17 protein-coding genes are annotated in these 23772 nt (G+C 34.0%); 14 read left to right on the top strand and 3 right to left on the bottom strand.

Features of this window, described 5'->3' with window-relative positions:
• The first annotated feature begins 204 nt into the window (after positions 1–204).
• The 10 genes from A5844_RS14815 (at position 205) to A5844_RS09545 (ending at position 14150) form a co-directional block, all read left to right on the top strand.
• Positions 205–381 carry an FDLD family class I lanthipeptide gene (locus tag A5844_RS14815; protein WP_218776174.1) on the top strand — a complete coding sequence of 59 codons (177 nt, stop codon included), beginning with the start codon at positions 205–207 and terminating at the stop codon, positions 379–381.
• Positions 382–401: 20 nt separating this feature from the next.
• Positions 402–587 (top strand): gallidermin family lantibiotic, encoded by a 186-nt coding sequence (locus A5844_RS09585; protein ID WP_086284962.1) that lies wholly within the window; start codon positions 402–404, stop codon positions 585–587.
• Positions 588–647: 60 nt separating this feature from the next.
• Positions 648–965, top strand: coding sequence for a lantibiotic dehydratase (locus A5844_RS09580; protein ID WP_086284961.1), 318 nt, complete (start codon positions 648–650; stop codon positions 963–965).
• 86 nt (positions 966–1051) lie between these two features.
• Positions 1052–3874: a lantibiotic dehydratase gene (locus A5844_RS09575; protein WP_256924557.1), complete on the top strand. Its 2823-nt coding sequence runs from the start codon at positions 1052–1054 to the stop codon at positions 3872–3874.
• A gap of 40 nt (positions 3875–3914) precedes the next feature.
• Positions 3915–5621, top strand: coding sequence for an ABC transporter ATP-binding protein (locus A5844_RS09570; RefSeq protein WP_256924547.1), 1707 nt, complete (start codon positions 3915–3917; stop codon positions 5619–5621).
• A gap of 13 nt (positions 5622–5634) precedes the next feature.
• Complete coding sequence (locus tag A5844_RS09565; RefSeq protein WP_179190581.1) at positions 5635–6951, top strand: lanthionine synthetase C family protein; 1317 nt, start codon at positions 5635–5637, stop codon at positions 6949–6951.
• Positions 6952–6973: 22 nt separating this feature from the next.
• Entirely contained in the window at positions 6974–7660 is a 687-nt protein-coding gene (locus A5844_RS09560; protein WP_086284957.1) for a response regulator transcription factor, read from the top strand.
• Positions 7650–9026, top strand: a complete 1377-nt coding sequence (locus tag A5844_RS09555) for a HAMP domain-containing sensor histidine kinase (protein WP_086284956.1) — start codon at positions 7650–7652, stop codon at positions 9024–9026. The genes A5844_RS09560 and A5844_RS09555 overlap by 11 nt, the downstream gene beginning before the upstream one ends.
• Before the next feature lie 308 nt (positions 9027–9334).
• Positions 9335–12862, top strand: coding sequence for a leucine-rich repeat protein (locus A5844_RS09550; RefSeq protein ID WP_161972798.1), 3528 nt, complete (start codon positions 9335–9337; stop codon positions 12860–12862).
• Between the two features lie 766 nt (positions 12863–13628).
• Positions 13629–14150, top strand: coding sequence for a VanZ family protein (locus A5844_RS09545; RefSeq protein ID WP_086284954.1), 522 nt, complete (start codon positions 13629–13631; stop codon positions 14148–14150).
• Positions 14151–14533: 383 nt separating this feature from the next.
• On the opposite strand, the gene A5844_RS09540 is transcribed toward A5844_RS09545, so the two are convergent.
• Both A5844_RS09540 and A5844_RS09535 read right to left on the bottom strand, forming a co-directional pair.
• Positions 14534–16141 (bottom strand): ABC transporter permease, encoded by a 1608-nt coding sequence (locus A5844_RS09540; RefSeq protein ID WP_086284953.1) that lies wholly within the window; start codon positions 16139–16141, stop codon positions 14534–14536.
• Positions 16142–16164: 23 nt separating this feature from the next.
• Positions 16165–17046 carry an ABC transporter ATP-binding protein gene (locus A5844_RS09535; protein WP_086284952.1) on the bottom strand — a complete coding sequence of 294 codons (882 nt, stop codon included), beginning with the start codon at positions 17044–17046 and terminating at the stop codon, positions 16165–16167.
• A gap of 270 nt (positions 17047–17316) precedes the next feature.
• Between A5844_RS09535 and A5844_RS09530 the strand changes: the two genes are divergently transcribed.
• Together A5844_RS09530 and A5844_RS09525 are read left to right on the top strand one after the other, a co-directional pair.
• On the top strand, positions 17317–17916 hold the full coding sequence (locus A5844_RS09530; protein WP_086284951.1) for a TetR/AcrR family transcriptional regulator: 600 nt from the start codon (positions 17317–17319) through the stop codon (positions 17914–17916).
• Positions 17917–18379: 463 nt separating this feature from the next.
• The gene (locus A5844_RS09525; protein WP_086284950.1) at positions 18380–19924 is read left to right on the top strand and encodes a peptidoglycan DD-metalloendopeptidase family protein; all 1545 of its coding nucleotides are present in this window, start codon (positions 18380–18382) and stop codon (positions 19922–19924) included.
• Positions 19925–20243: 319 nt separating this feature from the next.
• Here the strand turns inward: A5844_RS09525 and A5844_RS09520 are convergent, their stop codons facing one another.
• On the bottom strand, positions 20244–20960 hold the full coding sequence (locus A5844_RS09520; RefSeq protein ID WP_086284949.1) for a UTRA domain-containing protein: 717 nt from the start codon (positions 20958–20960) through the stop codon (positions 20244–20246).
• A gap of 281 nt (positions 20961–21241) precedes the next feature.
• On the opposite strand from A5844_RS09520, the gene A5844_RS09515 reads away from it, so the two are divergent.
• Complete coding sequence (locus A5844_RS09515; RefSeq protein WP_086284948.1) at positions 21242–22525, top strand: PTS sugar transporter subunit IIC; 1284 nt, start codon at positions 21242–21244, stop codon at positions 22523–22525.
• Positions 22526–22537: 12 nt separating this feature from the next.
• On the top strand, positions 22538–23446 hold the full coding sequence (locus tag A5844_RS09510) for a DUF7916 family protein (RefSeq protein WP_086284947.1): 909 nt from the start codon (positions 22538–22540) through the stop codon (positions 23444–23446).
• Positions 23447–23772 lie beyond the last annotated feature (326 nt).

The following is a 23772-nucleotide window of genomic DNA, read 5'->3' as shown; positions in this document are numbered from 1 at the left end:
TAAAGATCAAATTTTTGAAACGATTTGGGGATATGCTGTCTCTTATACACATCTAGATGTGTATAAGAGACAGAATCTATACTGATAGTTGTAATCGATTACGTTGATATAAAAATATAAAGGAGTGAGAAAGTCTCTTATACACATCTAGATGTGTATTAGTAATCGATTACGTTGATATAAAAATATAAAGGAGTGAGAAAAATGCCTAAATATGATGATTTTGATTTGAATCTAAAACAAAGTAGTTCAAATCAAAAAAATGTTAGAGTGACTAGTCTTATCGCATGTACACCAGGAACGTGTAATAGCAACTGTCCACAAACTAATTGGTTGTGTTCTAACGTCTGCGTCACTAAAACTTGTTGGACGTGTGCTTAAAATGAAAGGAGAAAAAAATAATGCCTAAATATGATGATTTTGATTTAAACTTAAAACAAAATGTTTCTGATCCAAATCAGGAACCGCGTGTTACTAGTTTATTTTGGTGTACACCAGGAACATGTAATAATACTTGTAAAGGTGGCTCCACTTTGAAATCAAATTGTTGTGTGGGTTCAATTCTCTGTTCTTTAGGTGGTTGCTAAACAATAATTTGGCGGATATGAGAGGTGATTTCATGTCCGCTTTTTTAGGGAGTGAATGATATGAAGAAATTAGTACTTGCAAATAATAAATTTATGGTACGTTTACCTTTTCAAGATGAACAGTTTAAAAATAATGCGATAGATGTACAGAAAAAGTTAGACGAACTGAAGCAAAATTCAATTTTTTGTGAACAATTATTAATTGCTTCACAATCATTATATGAATTGTTTGAAAAAAATAAATTCGATGAGTTATCTTCAAAAAAGAAGAGAAATTTTATTGCTTCCATGACAAGCTATATAAATAGATCAGCCACACGTACAACACCCTTTGGATTATTCTCAGGCTGTCTCTTATACACATCTAGATGTGTATAAGAGACAGATATAAATAGATCAGCCACACGTACAACACCCTTTGGATCTGTCTCTTATACACATCTAGATGTGTATAAGAGACAGATATAAATAGATCAGCCACACGTACAACACCCTTTGGATTATTCTCAGGTGCTGGATTAGTTGATATAAATAAAAATAGATTAAATAATTTAAATAATGAAAAAACCAAATTTATTAAGCATGCTAGAATTGATCTGGAATGGTTAATAAATTTTGTTAAATATATTGAAAAAAAATATTATCCAAGTTTGGATTTCCAATTAAATAGTAGTTTATATATTATCGGAAATAGAGTATTTTTACCTTATAATACAGATTCAAAAACAGATAAGATTAGCATTAATTTTAATAAACCGTTTGAAATGGTCTATACTCATTTGCGTCGAGGAGATTTTTTGAGTTTTGATAATCTAGTTGCTTATCTACAAGCGGAGTATCCAGAACGCAATAAAGAAGTAGTTGAATTGTTTTTAAAAACCTTAATAGAAAAAGAGTTTTTAATCTCAAGTCTACGTCCACCGTTATCTAATACAGACGAATTAGGTTGGGTAATCTCTAAACTGAATGATTTTTCAGCTGTTAAACATTATAGGAATCTACTAATGGATATTCAAAAGGATATAAGTACTTATCAAAATACTGAAATTGGTGAAGGTATTGTGTTATATAAAACCATTGTGAGCAAGTTGAAAAGCATAGAGGAGATTCATTCAAAAAGTTATCTTCAAGTAGACTGTGAGATCCAAACTAACTCGTTAGTTTTGGTAAAAGAAGATTTGAATCAATTGGAGGACTTTGCCTCTTTTCTGTTAGAAATATCTAAGTATCAAAAAAATAAATATCTGGAAGAATTCAAGTTAAGATTTTTAGAGAGATATGGCGAATACATCGATGTTCCTATCTATGAGCTGCTAGATGAAACTTTAGGAATAGGGGCACCATTGAATTATTCTCAACCTCAAAATCGTTATATCACTCCTCTGAAAAATTTAGCTGAAAAAAATGAGTTAAGGGACTACTTCATAAATAAATATATCCGAGCAATCAAAATGAACACGTCGATTACATTAGATGGTAGAGAAATATCCTCTTATATCGAAAACAAGAGGAATGAGAGAGTTCCTAAAAATTTAGAACTTAATTTTCTTGTGAAAGAATTTGGAAATAAGAAAAAATTTTATCTTGGACCTAATGTGGGATCCAATAAAGCGGGAAAAACATTTGGTCGATTTGCTTATTTTTCAAAGCAATTTTTAGAAGTGATGAAAGAATTTGATGATCAATTTATTGCTTCAAGCAAAGAAGAAGTGTATGAACTAGTTTATCTTCCAAAGAATATAAGATCTGGAAACGTTACACGAGATTTTACAATTAATCATAAAAATATCTCTCTACATACAAATTCTTATGATAGAGAAAATGAAGTTAAAATGACAGATATTCTAATAGGTGTTGAGAAGGATAAGTTGTACCTTCGAAATCGTTTAGATAACAAAAAAATACTAGTCACTAGTAATAATATGTTAAACCCGATGATGGCAGACAATGGGATTCGATTGATGCAAGAAGTATCATTACAAGATGAATTATCTTGGAGTCATTTTCCTTGGAGTGAAGTTTATAGCATGTTTTCATATGTTCCACAAATTGAATATAAAAACATAGTGATTGAAACGGAATTATGGAAGATAAATAAGTATGTTTTAGAACTCCCAAATAAAAAAACAAAAAAAGAACAGTTTATTAGGCACTTTAGGGCAATTAAAACGAAATTAAAAATTCCGGATGTATTTTATTTACAGAGTGCTGATAATCGAATATTAGTAGATATAAATGAACCAGTTTATATTGATTTGATTTATAGAAAATACAAGCAGCAGGGAGAAATAATGATACGTGGAATTGAAAGAGGTGAAAATTTAAAATCTATTTGTAATGGAGAAAAACCAGTTGAAGTAGTGCTACCATTTTATAGAAATCTTGAAAATTCAATGGAAGCAAAAATAAATACAAAAATAAGTAACAATATTAATGGAAGTAATGGTTTTTCACCTTTTGAAAATTGGCTATTTTATAAAATATATTGTTCCAATGAGAATGAAGAAGAAATTATTAAATTTGTTAATTACTTTACTGAAGAACTTTCTGTAAATCTACCTGTAATAACTACTTATTTCATGAGATACTCGGATCCTTTACCACATATTCGATTACGTATTAAGGCTGAAAAGCCGCATATTTTTGAAATAGCAGAACGATTTAATCACTTTATTGCGCCGTTACAACATTCAAGATTAGTATCGAAGTACATCATCGATACTTATTATCCGGAGAACGAAAGATATGGTGGACAAGAACTGATGCCACTAGCTGAACAAATATTTCAAATAGACAGCAAAGTAGTAGTCAAACTGATGGATATTGTTGAACACAAAGAAGAAATAGGCGTGGTCTCAGTTCTTCACTATCTCAATTCGTTTGGAATAACTTTTGAAAAGCAAATAGAGCTATTAGAAGCAAGCGTCGGCAACGACAATTTTACATCAGATTTCAAAGATATAAAAAATGACTATATCAATCTCTTAGATTCTTATAATCATTGGGAGACTTTTAAGAAGGACAAAAAAAGTCGGAAATTTATTGAGTTAATGGATTTACGTCAAAATGCTATCCAAGAATATGCCAAATTATTGAGAGAAAGTGATAGTTTAACAAATTACCTTGAAGATATCATTCTTAGCGTGGTTCACTTGCACTGCAATAGATTGTTTGGCACGGATAGAGAATTTGAAAGAAAAATTTATTTCTTTGCACTTCACACACTAAAAGGACAAAGATATAAGCGAAAGATGATGATAGAGAATGAAAAAAATAATCAAAAGTAATGTCCAACGTATCTTCAAAACCATCTATTTGATTTTTTCAATGAATAAAAAGTTGTCAGTTATTGTTTTTATCTTGACAATACTAAATGGTTTATCGCCTACAATCTCAGTACTACTGTCTCAATCGTTATTAAATAATTTACAAGTACAAACAAAAGGGATGACAACAACAATCGTCATTTTTTTATTTTATATCTTATTTTCAATAATTGCAGATTTATTCAGCAGTATTGGTTCATATTACTCCAGTAAACTGCAGATACTGCTAAACTATAAACTCAATTATCAGGTTATGGAAAAATGTGGAGAGCTATCAGTTGAACAATTTGAGAACTCTGATACTTATGATCAAATTACACGATTAGAAAATGACATTTCTACGAAACCTTATCAAACTTTTCAAGCCATCTTATCCTTCCTATCATCACTCGCCACTTTGCTATCCGTTGCATCTATTTTATTTTTTTGGAAGCCCTGGACCATTCTTTTGATCATCACAGTCCCCTTTGTATCCGCTTTTTATTACTTGAAAATCGGGCAACAAGAATTTGAAATGCGCTATAGTAGAAGTAATAAAGAGAGGGAAAGTTGGTATCTTAGTTATCTTATGACACACGATTTTGCCTTTAAAGAAATAAAAGCAAATGATCTTAAAGATTTCTTTTTAAATAAATATTGGAACTTAAAAAGTGATTTCATTAGGCAAGAGAATGCGATCAATAAGAAACAAGGATTTGTTTCCGTCTTTTTCAATATATTGCAAGAGTTAGTAAGTTCTGTTGTATTGGTTTTGGCAATTATAGAAGCTTTTGAAGGAAAACTTCTTCTTGGAAATGTTACTTCGTATATTAAGTCTGTTAGTATGATTCAAAGTCATACAATGTCAATCATAACTTCTCTGTACTCCATTTATAATAGTAATATGTATATGAATTTATTTGATCGTTTTATGGAATTACCTTGTGATCGATCAAATCATGGGAAGGAGATAAAGCAGATTCAGTCAATCAAATTTGAACAGATATCCTATACTTATGAATCCGCTTTAGTGTTACAGAATATTGATTTTGAAATAAAAAAAGGAGATAAAGTAGCGATTATAGGTAAAAATGGATCGGGCAAATCAACCTTACTAAAAATTTTATCTGGTCTTTATCAACCCTCTTCTGGGTCAATTTATATTAATGATGCTTCACTTGAAGTTCTAAATAAAAATAGTTATCGAGCAAGAATATCGGTCCTTTTTCAAGATTTTTTGAAACTTGAAATGAGTTTGGCAGATAATATCGCTTTAGGGGGAAAATCGGATAAACAAAATCGCCATAAGATGAATGAAATATTAACTAAGCTAGAAGTTGATTTTTTAAAAGAAAGTCCACTTGGCCATCATTATTTGCTGGATAAACAATTAGGTAATTGGTTTGATGATGGACAAGAATTATCTGGTGGACAATGGCAAAAAATTGCATTAGCACGAACTCACTACAAGGATTGTGATGTCTATCTCTTAGATGAACCCAGTGCTGCTCTTGATTCTACAGCTGAGGTTAAAGTTTTTGATGAATTTTTCAATCGATCTGAAAACAAAATTGGTGTATTTATTACACATAAAATTGGAGCTGCTAAAAGTGCAAGTAAAATCATTGTTCTAGATAATGGTTCTATTGTTGGGACTGGGACGCATGAACAACTTTTATCTAGTTGTCCGACTTATAAAGAACTCTATGAGAAAGAAATTTCTTATTAAAAGGAGGCATATGATGGATAAGATAGACTGTTATGTAAAAAAAGTAGCATGGAAACTAAAAGAATTTGATTATGTAGAACAAGTGTTATTAGAAAAGGATAACTATTTAAATTATGGGAAAGATAAACTGTTTCCTGATGCTCCTTTGACAATGAGTCATGGAATTCCGGGATTATGCTTACTCTATGCAGAACTTGACAGACAATATTCAAATGAAGGATGGATGGACTATTGTAATGCTTATATACAAAAATTAATAGAGTTGATAAAGATTTATGGAATTGAGGAACCTTCATTATTTTCTGGTTGTAGTGGAATTTGCTTGGCCATTTGTGAGTGTTCAAATAATGGGGAATATTATGGAAAATTCAAAGAAAGTCTAGATGCGTTTCTTAAAGATTTAATCGAAGTGAAGCTTGAGTTGATTCATTCAAGTGAAGAAACTTTGATGTTCAATTATGATACGATCCAAGGTTTATCCGGTATCCTTAATTATATGTTGATGAATGATCTAAACAAAAAATATTTTCTGGAACAAATAAAAGAGATTCTCCATTATTTTGTAAAGTTATCAAATAAATATAATTACGAGGGCATTGATATTCCTCATTGGCGTATTTCTGCAGAAAATTTGTTTCTGCAAGAAGAAAGAGAGCTTTTTCCAGAAGGAGCAATTAATCTTGGATTGTCTCATGGTATCGCAGGTCCTTTAATTGTGATGTCTAAAGCTTTTAATTCTAATATTAAAGTCCCTGGACTTAGAGAGGCTGTTCTATCAATAAGTGAATTACTAATAGCTAATTTGGATACAAAACATAACAATTGGCCTAGCATGATAGATATACGAAAGTTAAGTAATAAAAACCAAGTATTTGACGATAGTCGAGATGCATGGTGTTATGGCAGACCTGGAGTAGCTTATTCTTTATTGAAAGCTTCACAGGCTTTAAAAAACAGTCAGCTGTTGTATATAGCTTGTGAAACAATGAAATCTGCTATTGATTCTGAAATTGGGCTGATATCGCCCACATTCTGTCATGGCTATATTGGAGTTTCATATATTTATAAGAAGTTTTATGAAGTGACTAAAATCAAGGCGTTCAATCTTGAATCTAAGCGATTAATGAATAAAACTCTATCTTTTTATGATGAAAATCTTCCATTTGGATTTCCTAATTGGGAGTACAACACAAATGATCAAAACCAGCAAGAGATGAAAATGATTAACACTATTGGGATACTTGATGGTGTAACTGGTGTATTACTCCCTATTTTGTCTATGTTGGGTAGCAAAAAGACCAATTGGGATGCAGTATTTTTACTTGATTAGGTAAGTGAAAGGGGAGATTTTTATGGTTGAGATTATTTATATTGATGATGATATCCAAATCACAAAATTGGTAAAACAATATCTAGAAATGAGTAGCTATAGAGTAACAGTTGCTCATTCATATCAAGAATTAGAGGAAATAGACATTTCATGTTTTGATTTAATGTTACTGGATGTTATGCTTCCTATTATTAATGGTATTGATATCTGTAAACGTATCCGAGACTCCGTTTCATATCCAATTATTTTTATTAGCGCTTTGGGATTAGAGGAAGATATCATTTGTGGTTTGGAAAGCGGTGGAGATGATTACATTACTAAACCTTTTAGCATGAAACAATTGAAAGTAAAGATAGATAGCCATCTAAGAAGAGAAAATAGAAACAACGTTCCAAAAAAAACGATTTGTACTCAAAACGTAATTTTGGATAAAGCAAAAAAACAGGTGATTGTAAATGATATTGTTGTTATATTTCCGAAAAAAGAATATTTAGTTATAGAAAAATTAATGAGTAATATTGGAAATGTTATAAGTAAAGATCAAATTTTTGAAACGATTTGGGGATATGATAGCGAAAGTAGTTTAAGTACAGTGACAGAACACATCAAAAAGATACGATCGAAACTAGCCGAATATGACGCTAATTTTACATATATACAAACTAAATATGGATTAGGTTATGTTTGGGAGCCTAAATATGAAAAATAACTATTCACTTAAACATTCATTCCACTTATTGGTCATAAAAGTAGTTGTATCAACAGCTGCTTCATTTGTCATTATTCTTATATTCTGGTTGATTTGGATATCGGTGTTTCCTAGAGATTATTATGAAAAAGTTTATTCGGAATCTTTTTTAAACTCCGTAGAGAAAGAAATCCCTAATCTTTTATTAGGGAAAAATAAGAATATTCCAAATAAAGATTCTAAATTTCAATATTTAATAATAATTGATGGAGAGAAACAAATAAAAAGTGACGATTTTCCAACAGATGTGATTGATTTAGATGAAATATCTAATGGGCCTCACCCATTTGTGAAAAATAATAAAATGTATTCTTTTAAAGTATTTAACTATTATCCAACCGTCAAAATATTGATGGTTTATCCTGCTTTTTCCACTGGCAATCAGACAGTGGATTATATAAATGTGGTATTGCAATATTTTATCGTGGCTAGTCCATTCGTACTATTTGTCATTTTTCTGAGTATTTTTACTACGAAGTTATATCGAGCGATTCGTTCAAAATTTAAAATAGTAGAAACTCATTTAAAAGAAATCGAGGAGGGAAATTTATCCACACCACTACCTCATTTTTATGACAGAGAATTTGGTGAATTATCTAGACAGGTCAATAAAATGAGGATTGAATTGAAGGATTTATTGGATGAATCTCAAAAAAAATCTATCGTGCAGAAACAATTATTTTCATCCATTGCACATGATGTAAGGGCACCGTTAACGATAATCAACGCTGAGGCAGAATTATTGGGGATCTTGTCGAAAGATATCACTGTTCAGGAACGGTGCTCTGTAATTACTTCTGAAGTTTCTAGAATCGATCAATTATTAACGGAACTTCTCAAAATCACTCGCTTAAATACTGACAGCTACACTTTAAAATACGAAGAACTTAATATAAGAGATATTTTACATTGTACGATATTAGAGTTCTCTTCATTATGTAAAATGAAAGAAATCGAGATTAGAGAGAATTATAAAAATAATCTGGTAGCTATATATGGTGATCAATTAATGATTACAAGAATTATTCAAAATGTTTTATCGAATGCAGTGGAGCATGTCAATATAGGTGGGGAAATGGAATGTTCAGTTATTCAAAATTCTTTAGAAACTGTAATTTCTATTAATAACACAGGCTCTCTATTTTCAGCTGAATATTTAGAGGGGGAATTCATCCCATTTTATTCCAATAAACTTCAAAGAGAAAAAGAGCATTTTGGATTAGGTCTTTATATGTCAGATTTGATGATAAAAAAAATGAATGGATCAATTACTATAAAAAATGAAAATCAACGAGCAACTGTAGTTATCACACTAAAAAATAATTAAGGTAGGTGAACGAACAAATGAAATAGTACGTGATCAACGTTACACTGTTCCTTTCCATGAATAATTCATACTGAAATTATACTTGTTTCCCAATTGCCAATCGTATATAGTTATATTATATTCTTGAAATAGTTATAGAAAACTAGTGTTATCTCTTTTTTATTAACGATCAAATTAAATATATTAGTTATTTTAAGAGGTTCGTATCTATGTGTTTCTATACTTGTTTTAAGAGTGTTTTTTAGAAGAAAGCATTGCTAAAAAATAAAAAAGTCAATTGATGATTGAGAATCAAAGGAGGAAGGAATTTGAAATTAAAAAAAATAATATCTACGAGTACCACGAGTTTAATATTGCTTTCATATCTTCCTGTTCATCTAGTTCAAGCAGAAAGTATTTCTGATGAAACTGAGCTGGTGACAACAGAAGCAGAGCAGATTCCGCAAGAAGAAAATAGTGACAGTAATATTGAAGAAAGGGACGATGGCATAGATAGTCTTGAGGAGAGTAGTAATAGTAATGTTGAAGAAAGTGATGATGGTACCAATGGTCCTGAGGTGAGTAGTGATAGTAATGTTGAAGAAAGTGATGATGGTACCAATAGTCCTGAGGTGAGTAGCGATAGTAATGTTGAAGAAGGCGATGTTGGCACCAATACTTCTGAGACAGGGACTGATGATTTTCTTGGAGGAACTACAAGTACACATGAAACACCCTCACTTTCAATAGATACTGAAGAAAGTACGCCAATCACCGATTTACCTATAGAAGAAAAGCTTCAGAATGAATCTCCAAGTTCACGATTTATTAATACCACTTGGCATTCCCCAGGAAGTTATATTGGCCCTGATGGAGTGAACGATGGTGGGTATATTTATCAACTTCGTTCAGACGGTACAGCAAGTATTGACGGACGTACTTCTGACGGAACGACTTATCGTGATCGTCTATCTTTGCCGGGAAGAGTTACATATAATGGAGAGACTTATCGGGTAACTGAGATTTCTGCCAATGCATTTTCCAATTCTAATGGAGGAACAGTTACTGCTCCCATCCTCAGTGTAGATTTATCTAGAATGACTGAACTACGAGTTATCGGAAGTCATGCTTTCTATAATTGTCAGTCGCTAGAAGCTATTCCTAGTTTTTCAGGAACAAAAATTGTTGAAATCGGAAATTCTGCTTTTTCTAGTACACCAAATGTGTCGAATACTGTCCTTGACTTCCGGCCAATTGCAGGAACTTTGGAAACAATTGGGGATTCTGCTTTTGGAGGGAATCAAGGATCTATTAAAAACGTTACTGAAATCTATTTCACAGGTGCTTCAAAACTACAGCGAATAGGTGGTGATGGTACATTCGGAGGAGCTAACAGTCGGGTTTGGTACATAGATTTTAGTGGGACCACCAGCTTAAATAGCATTGGTGATTGGATGATGGGGCGTTCCCCACAAGTTGGATATATTAGTTTAGAAAAGATTGAAACCCATCAAGGTGGCGCAGAACATTTAAAGAATTTATTGAATAGTGCTTTTATAAGCGGGCCTTTACCGTGGACTCGAATGAAGCCTGGTTCCTCGATCGTTCTTTATGAAAATGGGGGGAATTACACTTTTAATGCCGAATATAAAGACAACCCTGCAACTGACTACATAGTAGAAAAAGGCGATGCTGTTAATTTCTCTGTGTCACCAGATGGCTTTAAACTTTATAAAAGAATAGAGGATAGCAAAAACACTAAGGAATGGTCTGTACCTATTGAGGCAAAAACAAATATTCAATGGAAAAAAAATGGACAGAATTATAGTTCCGGTCCATTGTTTGAAATTGCTAATTTTTTAGAATCGGATAATGGGATATATCATGCAGAAGTTAATTGGACGTACACAGAAGATGGGTTTAATATCAATCATTCTGTCCGACTTAGAGATATCGAAATTTCTGTAAGAAAAGATCCGTTATATGAAATAACAGCCACTAATTTTGAGGTTTCTAAGAAAGAATCGTTTACATTTGAGGAACTTTTGAAAATAGCAAATGCAACAATTGTTGATAAAAATCAAGTAGATCCAAATCCGACCCTTACCGTTACCAATACAAATAATATTGATATGATCAATGGAAAGTATGTTTTTAATAAATTATCAGATGTATGGTTCACACTAGGAGCAACAGGAGCAGGAAATACGGTTAGCAAAAGAGTAGATGTGAAAGTGAATGAAATTCCTGATTACCAACTTTCTGCCACTGATTTTTCAATTGGTTTAAACGAGGTATTCGAGGTAAATAAAAATGGCGGTGTAGATATTTTAAAACTGTCTCAGGCTACTGTTACTGATTTAAATGGAGTTGATCCTTCAGCAAAGCCTCTTGTAATAAGTGGAAAAGAAATACCCGCAATGACAGGTAAGTACAACGTAACATTAAGTGTTGATAAAGATCCTATGGTCACCAAAGATATTGAAGTGACTGTCACTGAAGAAGATCTATCTATGCTAGACCCTGATGGAACGACACCTAATGTGGATGATATCTCATGGAGATTAAAGGGAAATGATTTTTCGATGGAATTAGGAGACGCCCTGACAGATAAAGAAATTATGGATATGGCACAGGTGAAATTTGAAAGTGAAGAGCCTGGGATTGATACGTCAGGAAATGACATTCGAGTCACGAAAATTAGAGATACCGAAGTTTTGGATAAAGAAATTTGGGCACTTGGACCAATGACTGGTAGGTTCGAAGTGGAATTTCAAGCAACAATAGCAGGTAAAAATTTGACGACAACTGTGTTTGTCACAGTGAAAGAGTCAAGTCTAACGAATATCAATCCGATTCCTAATACACCTGAAGAAGGTATCATAAAGTGGGAACTTAAAGCTTCCGATTTTTCAATGGAATTAGGAAATGCTTTAACATTAGAAGAAATTTTTGATAGAGCGAATGTTTATTTAGAAAGTGAAGAACCACAAATACAAGCATCGGGAGATGAAATTGAACTTGTATCCATCACAGATAAGGCAGATCCAACAAAAGAAGTCAATGAGCTAGGAACAATGACAGGTATTTTTGACGTTGCATTTTATGCAGAGATTGCTGGGCAAACGTTTAATTTGGCAGTTGAAGTAATCGTGACTCATAAAGATTTATCTGTTATTACAGGTACACCTAATACTCCTGGAGTAGGATTGTTAGAGTGGCGGATCATGGCAAATAACTTTTCAATTCCTGTAGGCAACTCTCTTAGTAATGAAGATATCTTAACTCATTCAGAAGCTATTTTAGTAAATAATGAGATGGTTTATTTTCCGCAACCACGCAAAGTAGAAGAAGGAATCAAAGTAGAAAAAATTGTAGATTTATCTGATCCAGAGAAACCTGTGTCAGATCTGGGAATGATGACAGGTGATTATGAGATAGAGTTAAGTAGTTTGATTGCTGGAAAGAGTGTGACAAAAATCATTCAAGTAACAGTGATGGCTTTAGATTTGAGCAATCTTACTCCGGATACTAATATGCCTGTGGTAGATGTTCTTGTCCCTAATATTCCTAATATTGATGATCCGCTAAATGACGTCACACTTGATCCTGACGTGAATTCTGGTAGGGAAAGTATAAATAACAGAGATGAAAATAGCAGAGACGACGAAAAAACTAGAAATAACGAAAACACTCGGAAAAAACAAGAAGATAGCAAGATAAAGATGGTATCCAAGAATAAAGGAAAATTACCCAATACTAGTGATCAAGTATCACATCTATCAAGTTTAGGTTTAGGTCTGTTATTTTTCGTTGGTAGCCTATTGATCTGGAAAAAAGCAAAGAAAAACAGTTAGAACTACGAACTAAACTGAGAAAATTAGAATGTACTAATTTTACGAATTATTTATGAGAGAATTTCAGTTTCTAAAAAAGAAAGCACGTGCCTATCACTTAAAAAACTGCGAGAAGTTATGTTCGTTTTGTAAACCACTTCAAATTTGTTCAGATGATGCACAGTGAGAATAAGTTTGGATATTTAGAAGTAGGAGAACTTCAACTAGGTGTTTGGCGTAGTCAGTGGCTGATTGAATAATGGTGTTTAAATAGATTAAAAAACAGAGAAACTCAAACATGCCTAATCAAGGTATGATGGGTTTCTCTATTTTTTTAACTTATGGAAGGGTTTATATAATTATTGATTAGGTACTCCATCAAGTTCAAGTAAATTCCAAAAAAATAATTCAGGTGTTGGTCTTCATGATTAAAGGTTATCAAGCCATTATCTACGGTGGAGAATAGTTTTTCTGCTTGTTTTTTTATGATTCTTTTAACTATGTAAAGAATCAAAATCTTATGTTATTTAATCAAAATCGTTTTAAAAAGTTACTTATTGAAAATACGATTTATTAGGAAAGTTTAAAAGAGTTTAGCATTTTGAAAAAAGAGTATGCCTCTTTATAAGGTTAATGATATAGTATGGACTAATCAGAATTTTGATTATTTTGATTGGTCCTTTTCTTTTCCGTTTGAAGTAGAAGAGAATCGTAGGAGATTCAAAAAATATTTCTAAGGATAGGAACAAGTCATCTTTCATGGAAAAAAGAGGAGGGAGGCAAAGTAATGTTTAAAAGGAAGGATATCCTGTTTAGTTTGTTATTTTTAGTTTATCTATTATTGCTGAGTGGTGTGATTTTATTTAAATTGCCATTTTATACGGCTAGTTTCTACAGTGGTTCCAGAGTAATCAACCTTATTCCATTTCAAGGTGCTTTTGTTGGATTTGATGTGGTAGGTAGTATTTGGCGAGAGATTATTTATAATATCTTGTTGTTTATACCTTTTGGAATCTATCTCAGTCTATGGCACCCTAAATGGTCATTTTGGAAAAAGCTTATGACTATTTTTCTACTGTCTTTATTTTTTGAAACAATTCAGTTTATTTTTACTCTGGGTATCAGTGATATCACTGATTTGATCAATAATACGTTTGGTGGCCTGATTGGGATGATTTTTTATCAAACTATGGACAAACTATTCAAAGAACGAGCGAATACTGTGATTATTAGTGTGGCAACGATTGTCACGATTTTAGCTGTTTGGCAATTTGGTAGTCTTTTCTATCGTAGTTGGTTGATGATGTAACTATTTGATTCAAGTAGATGAATAAAGGAAATATTCATTTGGGGTTGTTACCATCATCGTCAGAATCAGGCTCGGGATGAATCGTGTTAAAGTAGTCAAAAAAATGGATTTAATCATAAAAAAGGCGGAGTATTTTGAAAATAGTTTTTCTATTTTCAAGTTACCCTGCCTTTTTTAAAGGGATAATCTTTAGGAGGTTATTAACGGTGTAAAAATGATTCAACTTTGTTTGATAAAAGATTGAGAACAATAATTTTTTATACTTGTTTAAGTTTTGTCTCAATACTAAGATGACTGATTTCTCCATCAGGGCTTAGTCAGAGTCTCAAAGTTTTGAACTAGAAGACTTAAGTACCCTTTTCATCCTTGTAGGCTACTTATGATTAATTCTCTAGATCTCGTGTTTTATAACCAATAAAACCTAATAGAATGAGTGAACTACTTAATAAGGTTACTATGATAAAAAGAGGAGCATCAAATGAATCAACGGGCATTTTAGGAAACCAGCTTTGTATAGCTGTTTTTTCTACAACTTCTGGTAAATCTAATATCCCTGAGAAATAATTCAACGCAAAGGAATAGCCTAAGTAAGCATAAATCATTTTCCCTAATTTAGGGACCCATCCTAAGGCTAATGCTGCTAAGCTGATGAAGAATAATACGCTTGGGAAGAAATTGAAGCCAGCTGCTAGAAAATCTTGAATCGTCATGCTCGTGTCAGTATCCATCACTGTAAGGGCGGTACCTCCTAGGCCGATACTAGATAACAAGATACCACAAGTGGCGGATAATACTGCTAAGCTAATCGCAGTCCAATATAATTTACCTCTAGTCATTTTTGTGGCATAGAATTGACTAAAATGGCCTCGTGATTCTTCTGCGTATAGTTTATTGATCATTGCAATGGGTAGAATGGCAACTAAGCTGATTAGTACCATCATGATGGTGCTGGTAAATGAGGCTTCAATAGAGGCACCGGAGACTTCAAACATCTGCTTGATCAAATCATTACTTTCTAGGAATGTCTGCATATCCCCATAGATAGAACCATAAAGAGCACCCATGATCAAAAAGGCTAAAAGCCAACTAATAATAAGCCCTCGATTGAGCCGCAGGAGTAGTCCTGGAACAGATAGCAACGTACGACGAGCATGAGAACGACCTACCATTGTTGGCAAATAGCCAGAGCCCATATCTCTTTTTTCTTCTAAAAAGAAGGCTTTGACTAGAAGGACGATACCAAACAGAAGACCATACAAGAGAAAGAACCAACGATTTTCTGTAAATGGATAGGTGAGATAAACCCAGCCTAACGGATTCCAATTCGATAGTGTAGGGGCGGAGACATCAGTGGCTGCTCTGATTACATAAAGCAATCCGATAAAACTCAGTGTTCCACCAGTTGCCCCTGCTGAAGTAGGCATGATTTGGGCGAGGACTAACGCCATGAGCGCTCCTAAAATCCCTGAAAAACCAATGGCACTTCCAAATAGCAGAGAGCCTTCAACGGATATTGAAGTTGCATCAAAACTACTCATCAGACCTGCAATCATCAATGCTAATATTAAGTTAATAAGGATCGTTTCAACTAAAACAGCCAAAGAGTTTGCTTGACGTCCTACTCGAAAAGAACGAACCAGTTCCGTTAATCCTAAATCTTCTTCTTTTCTTGTGTGACTGATCACATGTAATGCAGAAACAATCATAGCAAAGACGCCACAGTATAATAACATTTGTTGAGCATACATAGCACCAATTGTATACTCTGTTCCTATCTTAATTGGGGTGGATCCGACCATTGAGATCATGGCTGGGTTTCTCATGGTTTCAAACATCCCGATCAGTCCCTGACCTTTTGCGATTTCTTCAAAAGCTGGTACATAGGCACTGGAAAATAATCCTAACCCAATCACCCAAATAATGATTTTTTTCCAATCTCGTTTGAGGTACTGGAGTAACAGAGTTTCCCAACGTTCAAATTTTTCATTCATGTTTTTTTCCTCCGCTTTCCCCATTAATTTTCATAGTGGCGCATAAATAAGTCTTCTAATGTTGGCGGGACAGCTTCAAATTTTTCCACACCTAATTTTGTTGCTTCAATCAAAAGCTGGTTCATTGAAGAATGATCAACAGAAAAAGTCGCTTGATTTCCTTGTTGTTGAAAATCATAAACACCAGAGAGTTGGGAAAGATGTACCAGATTTTCTTTGGTAACTAGTGTGACAGTGGAACGTGTGAGATGGCGAAGTTCATCTAAGGAACCAGTTTCGACGATTTTTCCTTGCCGAATGATCACAACTTTATCGGCTAAGCGTTCGACTTCACTTAAGATGTGGGAAGACAGTAAGATGGATTTCCCAGCATTTTTTATTTTTTCTACTTCTTCTTGAAAAACAGACTCCATTAAAGGGTCTAAGCCAGAAGTAGGCTCGTCAAAGAGGTACAAATCAGAATCAACGGACAAGGCTGCGATCAAGCCAACTTTTTGTCGATTCCCTTTTGAGTAGCTTTTTGCTTTTTTCTTAGGATCTAGTTCAAAACGGCGGATCAGTTCATCTCGTTTTTCAGGATTTCCTTTCCCATGAAGTTTCATAAACAGATCGATGATTTCTCCACCTGATAAGTTCCCCCACAGTGCTACATCTCCTGGAACGTAAGAGATTCGTTCGTGAATCGCTAAACTTTCTTTCCAGACATCTTTACCAAAAATCTCAGCCGTTCCAGCATTTCGTTGGATGATGCCTAATAATATTCGGATGGTAGTAGATTTACCTGAGCCATTTGGTCCGATAAAACCAACGACTTCGCCTGCATTCACAGTGAAGCTTACTTCTTGTAGTGCCTGGAATTTACCAAAATTCTTTTGTACCCCCTGAACATTTACAATTTCTGTCATTTATATCAGTTCCTTTCCCTTGCGAGTAGCTGACTTTTCCTTACCTAGTTCACTGTCAATAAGACAGTTTTGTATTCGTTTATATATATAGTTCATAATTAATCTTTTAGTTATTAATTTGAAACTAAAAGACAGTTTAGAATTCAATATTATCGGTTAAAATTACAATAGTCAATTGAAATAGTTATTTTTTGAACTTCATTCCATTTGATAATTCAGAATAGGCATTCTATAATGGATATAAAGAAATAAGAAAGCAGGCAACACAAGATGAATGGCTTTGAAAAGCGAACGCAAGAGAAAAAACAACGTGTACTAAATACAACTTTTAATCGAATGAATAGTGAAATGGGAATTGCCAACGTCACGATAGAAGAGGTCGCAAAAGAGGCTGGTGTAGGGAAAACATCTATTTTTAATTATTTCGGTAGTAAAGAACAGCTCATTCAAGAAGTGTTCAAACAGTTCCTAACAGAAATGCGGAATTCAGCTCGAGAAATCATGACCCAACATTTGCCATTTGAAGAAACGATGATCGCTATGAGTCAAAATAAGATCAAATATTTAGAAGGAGTACACAAACAATTTTATTTAGATTTAATGGATTTTTATACCGATAAAAATAACGGTAGTTTTTCAAAGCTGATGGAAGAATATACGAATGAGAGCTTCAGCATGATGTTAGATCTCTTTCATCAAGGGCGAAAAGAAGGCAAAGTAGATATTAAATATTCTGATGAGTTTCTTTTACTGTACTTTCAAGCATTAGTCGAAGGAATTGCTAGTCCATTGATTTATGAAAAGATCTTGCCGTATACTCCAGAGTGGACAGAAGTATTGATCAAGGGACTAGCTCCAAGTAATAAATAATTTTGAGAGAGCCAAGCAGCTAAAAGTAGAAAAATATAAAAGTCGGAAAACTGTTCATATGATGCTCAATGATAAGTAATATAAAATTTTATTTCTATGAAAATTACTTAAATCATCTTTGTTGTTATCAAAAAGCATAGACTTAGATAGAAAATTTACGACACGTCAAAAAATTAGATAAAGAATTAACAAGTTGTTTGGGATATTTAATAGTGAAAACATTAGATTGTGCTAAAATTATTCTAATTTTTTATTGATTTTTTGTTCTTTTAATAACTAGTATTATTTCCTAATATAAGAAATAAAGTTTATTAAATTAGGTTTAAATCGAGGAAGTGATAGGTTAAAATATATATGTAAGATTAGTAATTGTTATTTCCTTATAAATATTATTATTTTTTTAACAAAAAATTCACAATTAGTGTGTATCTTATTACTATCTAAAGAAAAGGAAGTTAAAATATTGAAAAAAAAGTCTACGTATAAATTAGTGTCATTTGTTTTTCTTTCACAAATGTTGCTAACTACGCCTTTGCAAGTATTAGCAGATGAGCAATTGTTATCATCTGAACAGACAAGTACGATTGGGACACAAACAGAAGAAACGACAACTACTGGAGAACAAACAGAAACAACAGATTCTTCTGAGAACATAAATGATAATAATACGACAGATTCAACAACAGGTAGTTCAGAGGAAACAGAAGCACCTTCAACAGACGGTTCGACTGAATCATCCACACCTGAAACGTCTGAGTCTAGTGAAGAAAGTCAAACACCTGACTCAAGTACACCAGAGTCTACACCTGAAGAAAGTAAACCGGAAACAAGTAAACCGGAAACAAGTAAACCGGAAACAAGTAAACCAGAAACAAGTAAACCAGAAACACCAACAACGAATGATTCTACTGGACAAACACAAGAAACGAAACCAGTAGAACAACAACCGAATCAGCCAACAAAACCAGCTGAAACCTCTAAGGAATCAGCGGTATCTACTACTGGAGCAGCTGACACTGCGTCAGTTCAAACAGAGGTGCATCAACCAAGTGCAACAGCACCGATCCAAAACCTAGTACCATCAAGTAATGAAACCGAAGACGGTGTGATCCATTTTGAAAAAGATGAATCAGTTGAAAGTTTTATCCGCAAAGTTGGAGAACCGGCAAGAAAGATCGGACAAGAAAACGATCTGTATGCGTCAGTCATGATTGCACAAGCGATTTTAGAATCAGCAAGTGGTCAAAGTAAATTAGCACAAGCGCCCAATTACAATCTATTTGGGATCAAAGGCACTCATAAAAACAACAGCGTGTCTTTTGCTACACAAGAAGATGCTGGAGACGGATCGCTTTATACTACTCAAGCGACTTTCAGAAAATATGAGAACTATGAAGAAAGTTTGGATGACTACGCTAAGTTGATGAAGGAAGGTTTAACTGGAAACAGTGATTTTTACAATGGTGTCTGGAAAGAAAATGCTGAGACTTACCAAGAAGCGACTAAATTTTTAACAGGTCGTTATGCAACAGACACGAAGTATGATCAAAAATTGAATGGTCTAATCGAAACCTATGATCTCACACAATATGATAAAGAAGTTGCTGGTCCAACCGTTAACCAAGAAGGATATATCGTACCGGTTAAAAATTATACGATTTCTAGTCCGTTTGGTCCTCGTTGGGGAGAATTTCACCGAGGCTTAGATTTTGCCGCTGTTCAAGGTGAACCAATCTATGCTAGTAAAGCAGGAACGGTAATAAAATCTGAGTACCATGCTTCTTGGGGAAATTATGTTGCTATCGAACATGAAGATCAAACCACTGCATTATACGCTCACCAACAAGAATACGTAGTAAAAGTTGGAGATAAGGTAGAACAAGGCCAAATTATTGGATATGTTGGTTCGACTGGGAATAGTACAGGAAGCCATCTACACTTTGAAATTAGCCGAGACAGCAGTTTATCACAAGATCAATTGATTGACCCTGCCACTGTCTTATTTTAAGTAAACAGATAGCACAAATAGTATTAAGATAAAAAGCTCTTTGCCAAATAATGTTGATGAAGAGAAATCTTAGAATCATTGATGAACAGAAAGAAGGAAATTTCTTTCTGTTCATTTTTTTATTTCGTGAATAACATTTTAAGGAGCGTGGGACAAAAGTATTATTTATTCTTGTTTCATGCTTTAAATACATATAAACGGCGGAATCAGAAGCAACTTCTTCGATAATAAGCTGGGATTCACAAAAATTTGAAAAACAATTTTCATGAATCCCTTCTTATTTCTCGGAGTTAACCGCTTCTGTCCCAGCCTTCTTTGTTTAATGTAATGGACGATCAGCCAGTAAGACAAATTTGAAGGAATCGACTTGATGCCAGCTTTCTGTATATTGAAATTGTGTATAATCATTTAAATAAGCCCAATTCCTCACAACAATCATGTTTTTATCTCGATGATCATGCGTTAAATGTTGTGCAACAGGTAGTTCGATGTTTTCAACGGAGATTTCTTTTTTTGAACAATGTAGTTTTAATTGAAGATTTTGTTCTAAATAATGATATAAGGATTGAATGAGGATTTCTTCTGTTAATGTGGGTACAATAGATAGACGTAAATAGTCGAATTCTAAAATGACTGCTTGCTCATTCAATGATCTTTTTCGAATGAGATACCAGACCGTCTCTCCAAGGCTAAATCCAGAATTCTCTCGGAGTTTTTCATCTACATCTATTTTTTTCAATTGCAAGATCTCTGTCTTCAGCTGATGGTCTGTAAAATGATACTTTTCGGATGTACCGGATAGATCACTAACAAAAAAATTGATCTTATCATGGGGGATCACTTTACTTCCCTTTGCTGGAAGTTTCTCAATATAACCATTCTGTTCTAAATCTTTTAGAGCAGAACGAATGGTTTGACGAGCCACGTTGAATTCTGTCATCAATTTTCTTTCACTAGGTAGAAAGGTTTCTGGTAAGTAGAGACCTTTGTGGATCCTTTCGAGGATTTGATTCGAAATATCCTTATATTTCTTCATTTGTTTCAGCACTCCTCTGTTTTTTTTACTATGAGGGGAATTTTATTTTAATGAAACTGGTCTATATTATAGTATACCAGTTTAGTGAATAAAGGAATCGTTGTAAGAAAATATTCGGATAAATTGGTTTAAAATTCTATTTTGTTAAAATTTAATGATAAGAAGCAGAAAAGTCCACAAAGAGTGATTTGTAAGGGCTTTATTTATTCTATATAGTAAGAGATATAGAAACTATTTTTGATAAGAAAAACCCACAATGAAAAAGATAGGAGATTCAGAAGATGAATGAGTTTATAAATGATAAGATGTTGCCGATTGCTGCTAAAGTTTCGAATAATAAAATATTGATTGCGATTCGAAATGGGATAACTCTAGCGTTACCGTTAATTATTACAGGTTCGTTATTTCTAATCATTTCTTCGTTTCCAATCGATGCATGGACTAACTTTTTAAGTGCTAATGGAATAGATGTATACTTGAACAAAGGGGTGAATGCTAGTTTTGGGATTATGGGGTTAGTTGCAGCTTTTGGGATTGCCAATGCTTTAGCTGTTCAATATGAAAAAGATGGAGTATCTGCAGGAATCATTTCCATCTCTTCATTCTTATTAGTTACACCCACAATCTTGTCAGAAGAGGGCGTGGGGATTCCAACTGCTTTTATGGGGGCGCAAGGACTCTTTGTAGCAATGGTAATTGCGATTTTTTCCACGCTGATCTTCAAATGGTTTATCGATCATAATATTCAGATTCGCCTACCTGAGTCGGTTCCACCTGCAGTAGCAAAAAGTTTTTCCGCCTTGATCCCAGGAGCCGCCATTATTACTTTGTGGTTAGTGGTGTATGCGATTTTCCAAATGACTGACTGGGGTTCAGGGAACATCCATCAGCTTTTGATGGAAATATTTGGAGGACCTTTAGGTTTGCTTGGGGGGACGCTAGGTGGAACAATGATCTCAATCTTTTTGGTTTCTCTTTTCTGGTTTATGGGAATTCATGGAGCGAATGTAGTTAACTCTGTGATCATGCCGATCTGGTTAATGAATACAGATGCTAATCGAGTCGCTGTGGAAGCAGGAGAAAAATTACCCTATATCATTACCCAACCATTTATGGAAAACTTTGTTTATATGGGAGGCGGGGGTGCGACATTAGGATTAGTTATCGCGGCTGCAATCATTGGCTTGAGAAAAAATTCCTCGAAAATGACAAAAACGATGGTACCACTAACGTTAACACCAGGGATTTTTAATATTAATGAGCCAGCGATGTTTGGGATGCCGATCGTTTTGAATGTGACATTGCTGATTCCTTTTATTTTAGCTCCCATGACTAATGCAGTCGTTACTTACTTTGCAATGTCTCTGGGGTGGGTTCATGGAACAGTAGGGATTGCTGTACCTTGGACGATGCCACCTATACTATCTGGTTTTCTAGCGACAGGAGGCCATATATCAGGATCGATCATCCAGATCATCTGTTTGATTTTAAATATTTTGATTTATCTGCCATTTTTCGGGGTGATGGAAAAACAAAATCGCATGAGCGAATTACAAGAATCATAGGAGGAAACCAGTATGGTAAAAAGATTTATTAGTGCACAAGTATCCGAGATCCTGTCAATGACCGGATCTGAACTGAAACAATCGATAAAAGCAAGTGAAGGACGGATCATTTGTTCAGAAAATGTCGTAGTTCGTGATAGTAATATTGAAGAAGTTACGAATTCTGAAATTGCCCGTGCTTATGGTGCCGATTTGATTCTGTTGAATGCTTTTGATGCCTTGGATCCAGTCGTTTCAGGATTAAAAGCAATAGAAGATCAGTCAGAAAGTATTATTCAAACCTTGCGTAAAATAGTAGGCAGACCTATAGGCGCAAACTTAGAGCCGGTTGATTTAGCAGCAAACATGGCAGAAGATCGATTGCAAATTCCTAAAGGTCGACAGGCAACAATTGAAACAATGAAAGCAGCTAAACAATTAGGCTTAGATTTTATCTGTCTCACAGGAAATCCGGGTTCAGGAGTGACGAATCGTGCCATTACAGAAGCTATATCTAGGGCGAAAGAACACTTTGGCGGATTGATTATTGCTGGAAAAATGCATGGGGCGGGTGTGGATGAACCGGTAGCAGATTTGGAAGCAATTCAATCCTTTATCGATGCTGGAGCAGATGTGATTTTAGTGCCAGCAGTAGGAACAGTACCAGGATTTGATGAGACAGAATTAAAAACAGCAGTTAAGCGGATACACGCTGCTGGAGGGCTCGCCATGTCTGCTATTGGAACGAGCCAAGAATCATCTGATCCAGATACGATCAAACAACTAGCGATCCAAAATAAAATTTGTGGTGTGGATGTCCAACATATTGGGGATGCTGGTTACTCAGGGATTGCGCCTGTTGAAAACATTATGGCGATGAGTCGAGCCATTCGTGGAAATCGTCATACCATTGCAATGATGTCTCGCTCGATTATTCGATAGAAATTTCTATATATAATAAGTAATTGAGGAGCTACTGACATATTAAACAACAAAAAATAAGGTAAAGAATCCGAAAAGCATGTCCACATTTTCGAGAATCTTTGCCTTATTTCTCGTTGTTTTACATATATTTTATTCTGAAATTTAGCTCTAAACTTGAAAAATCAGGCTTTTAGTGAAATGGTTTTGATTGCTTATGAAAAACAGGACAACTCTGAATGATTTGCTTTTTTGTTTTTATTATCATTGGTTATGTCAGAATATAAAAAATAATTTGAATTTAAAATATTAGTTTTATTGTCTTTGTTGTATAATTCTAACGAAAA

The organism is Candidatus Enterococcus wittei, from assembly GCF_002140175.1.
Taxonomy (GTDB): domain Bacteria; phylum Bacillota; class Bacilli; order Lactobacillales; family Enterococcaceae; genus Enterococcus_B; species Enterococcus_B wittei.
This window is presented reverse-complemented; position numbering and strand designations above follow the sequence as displayed.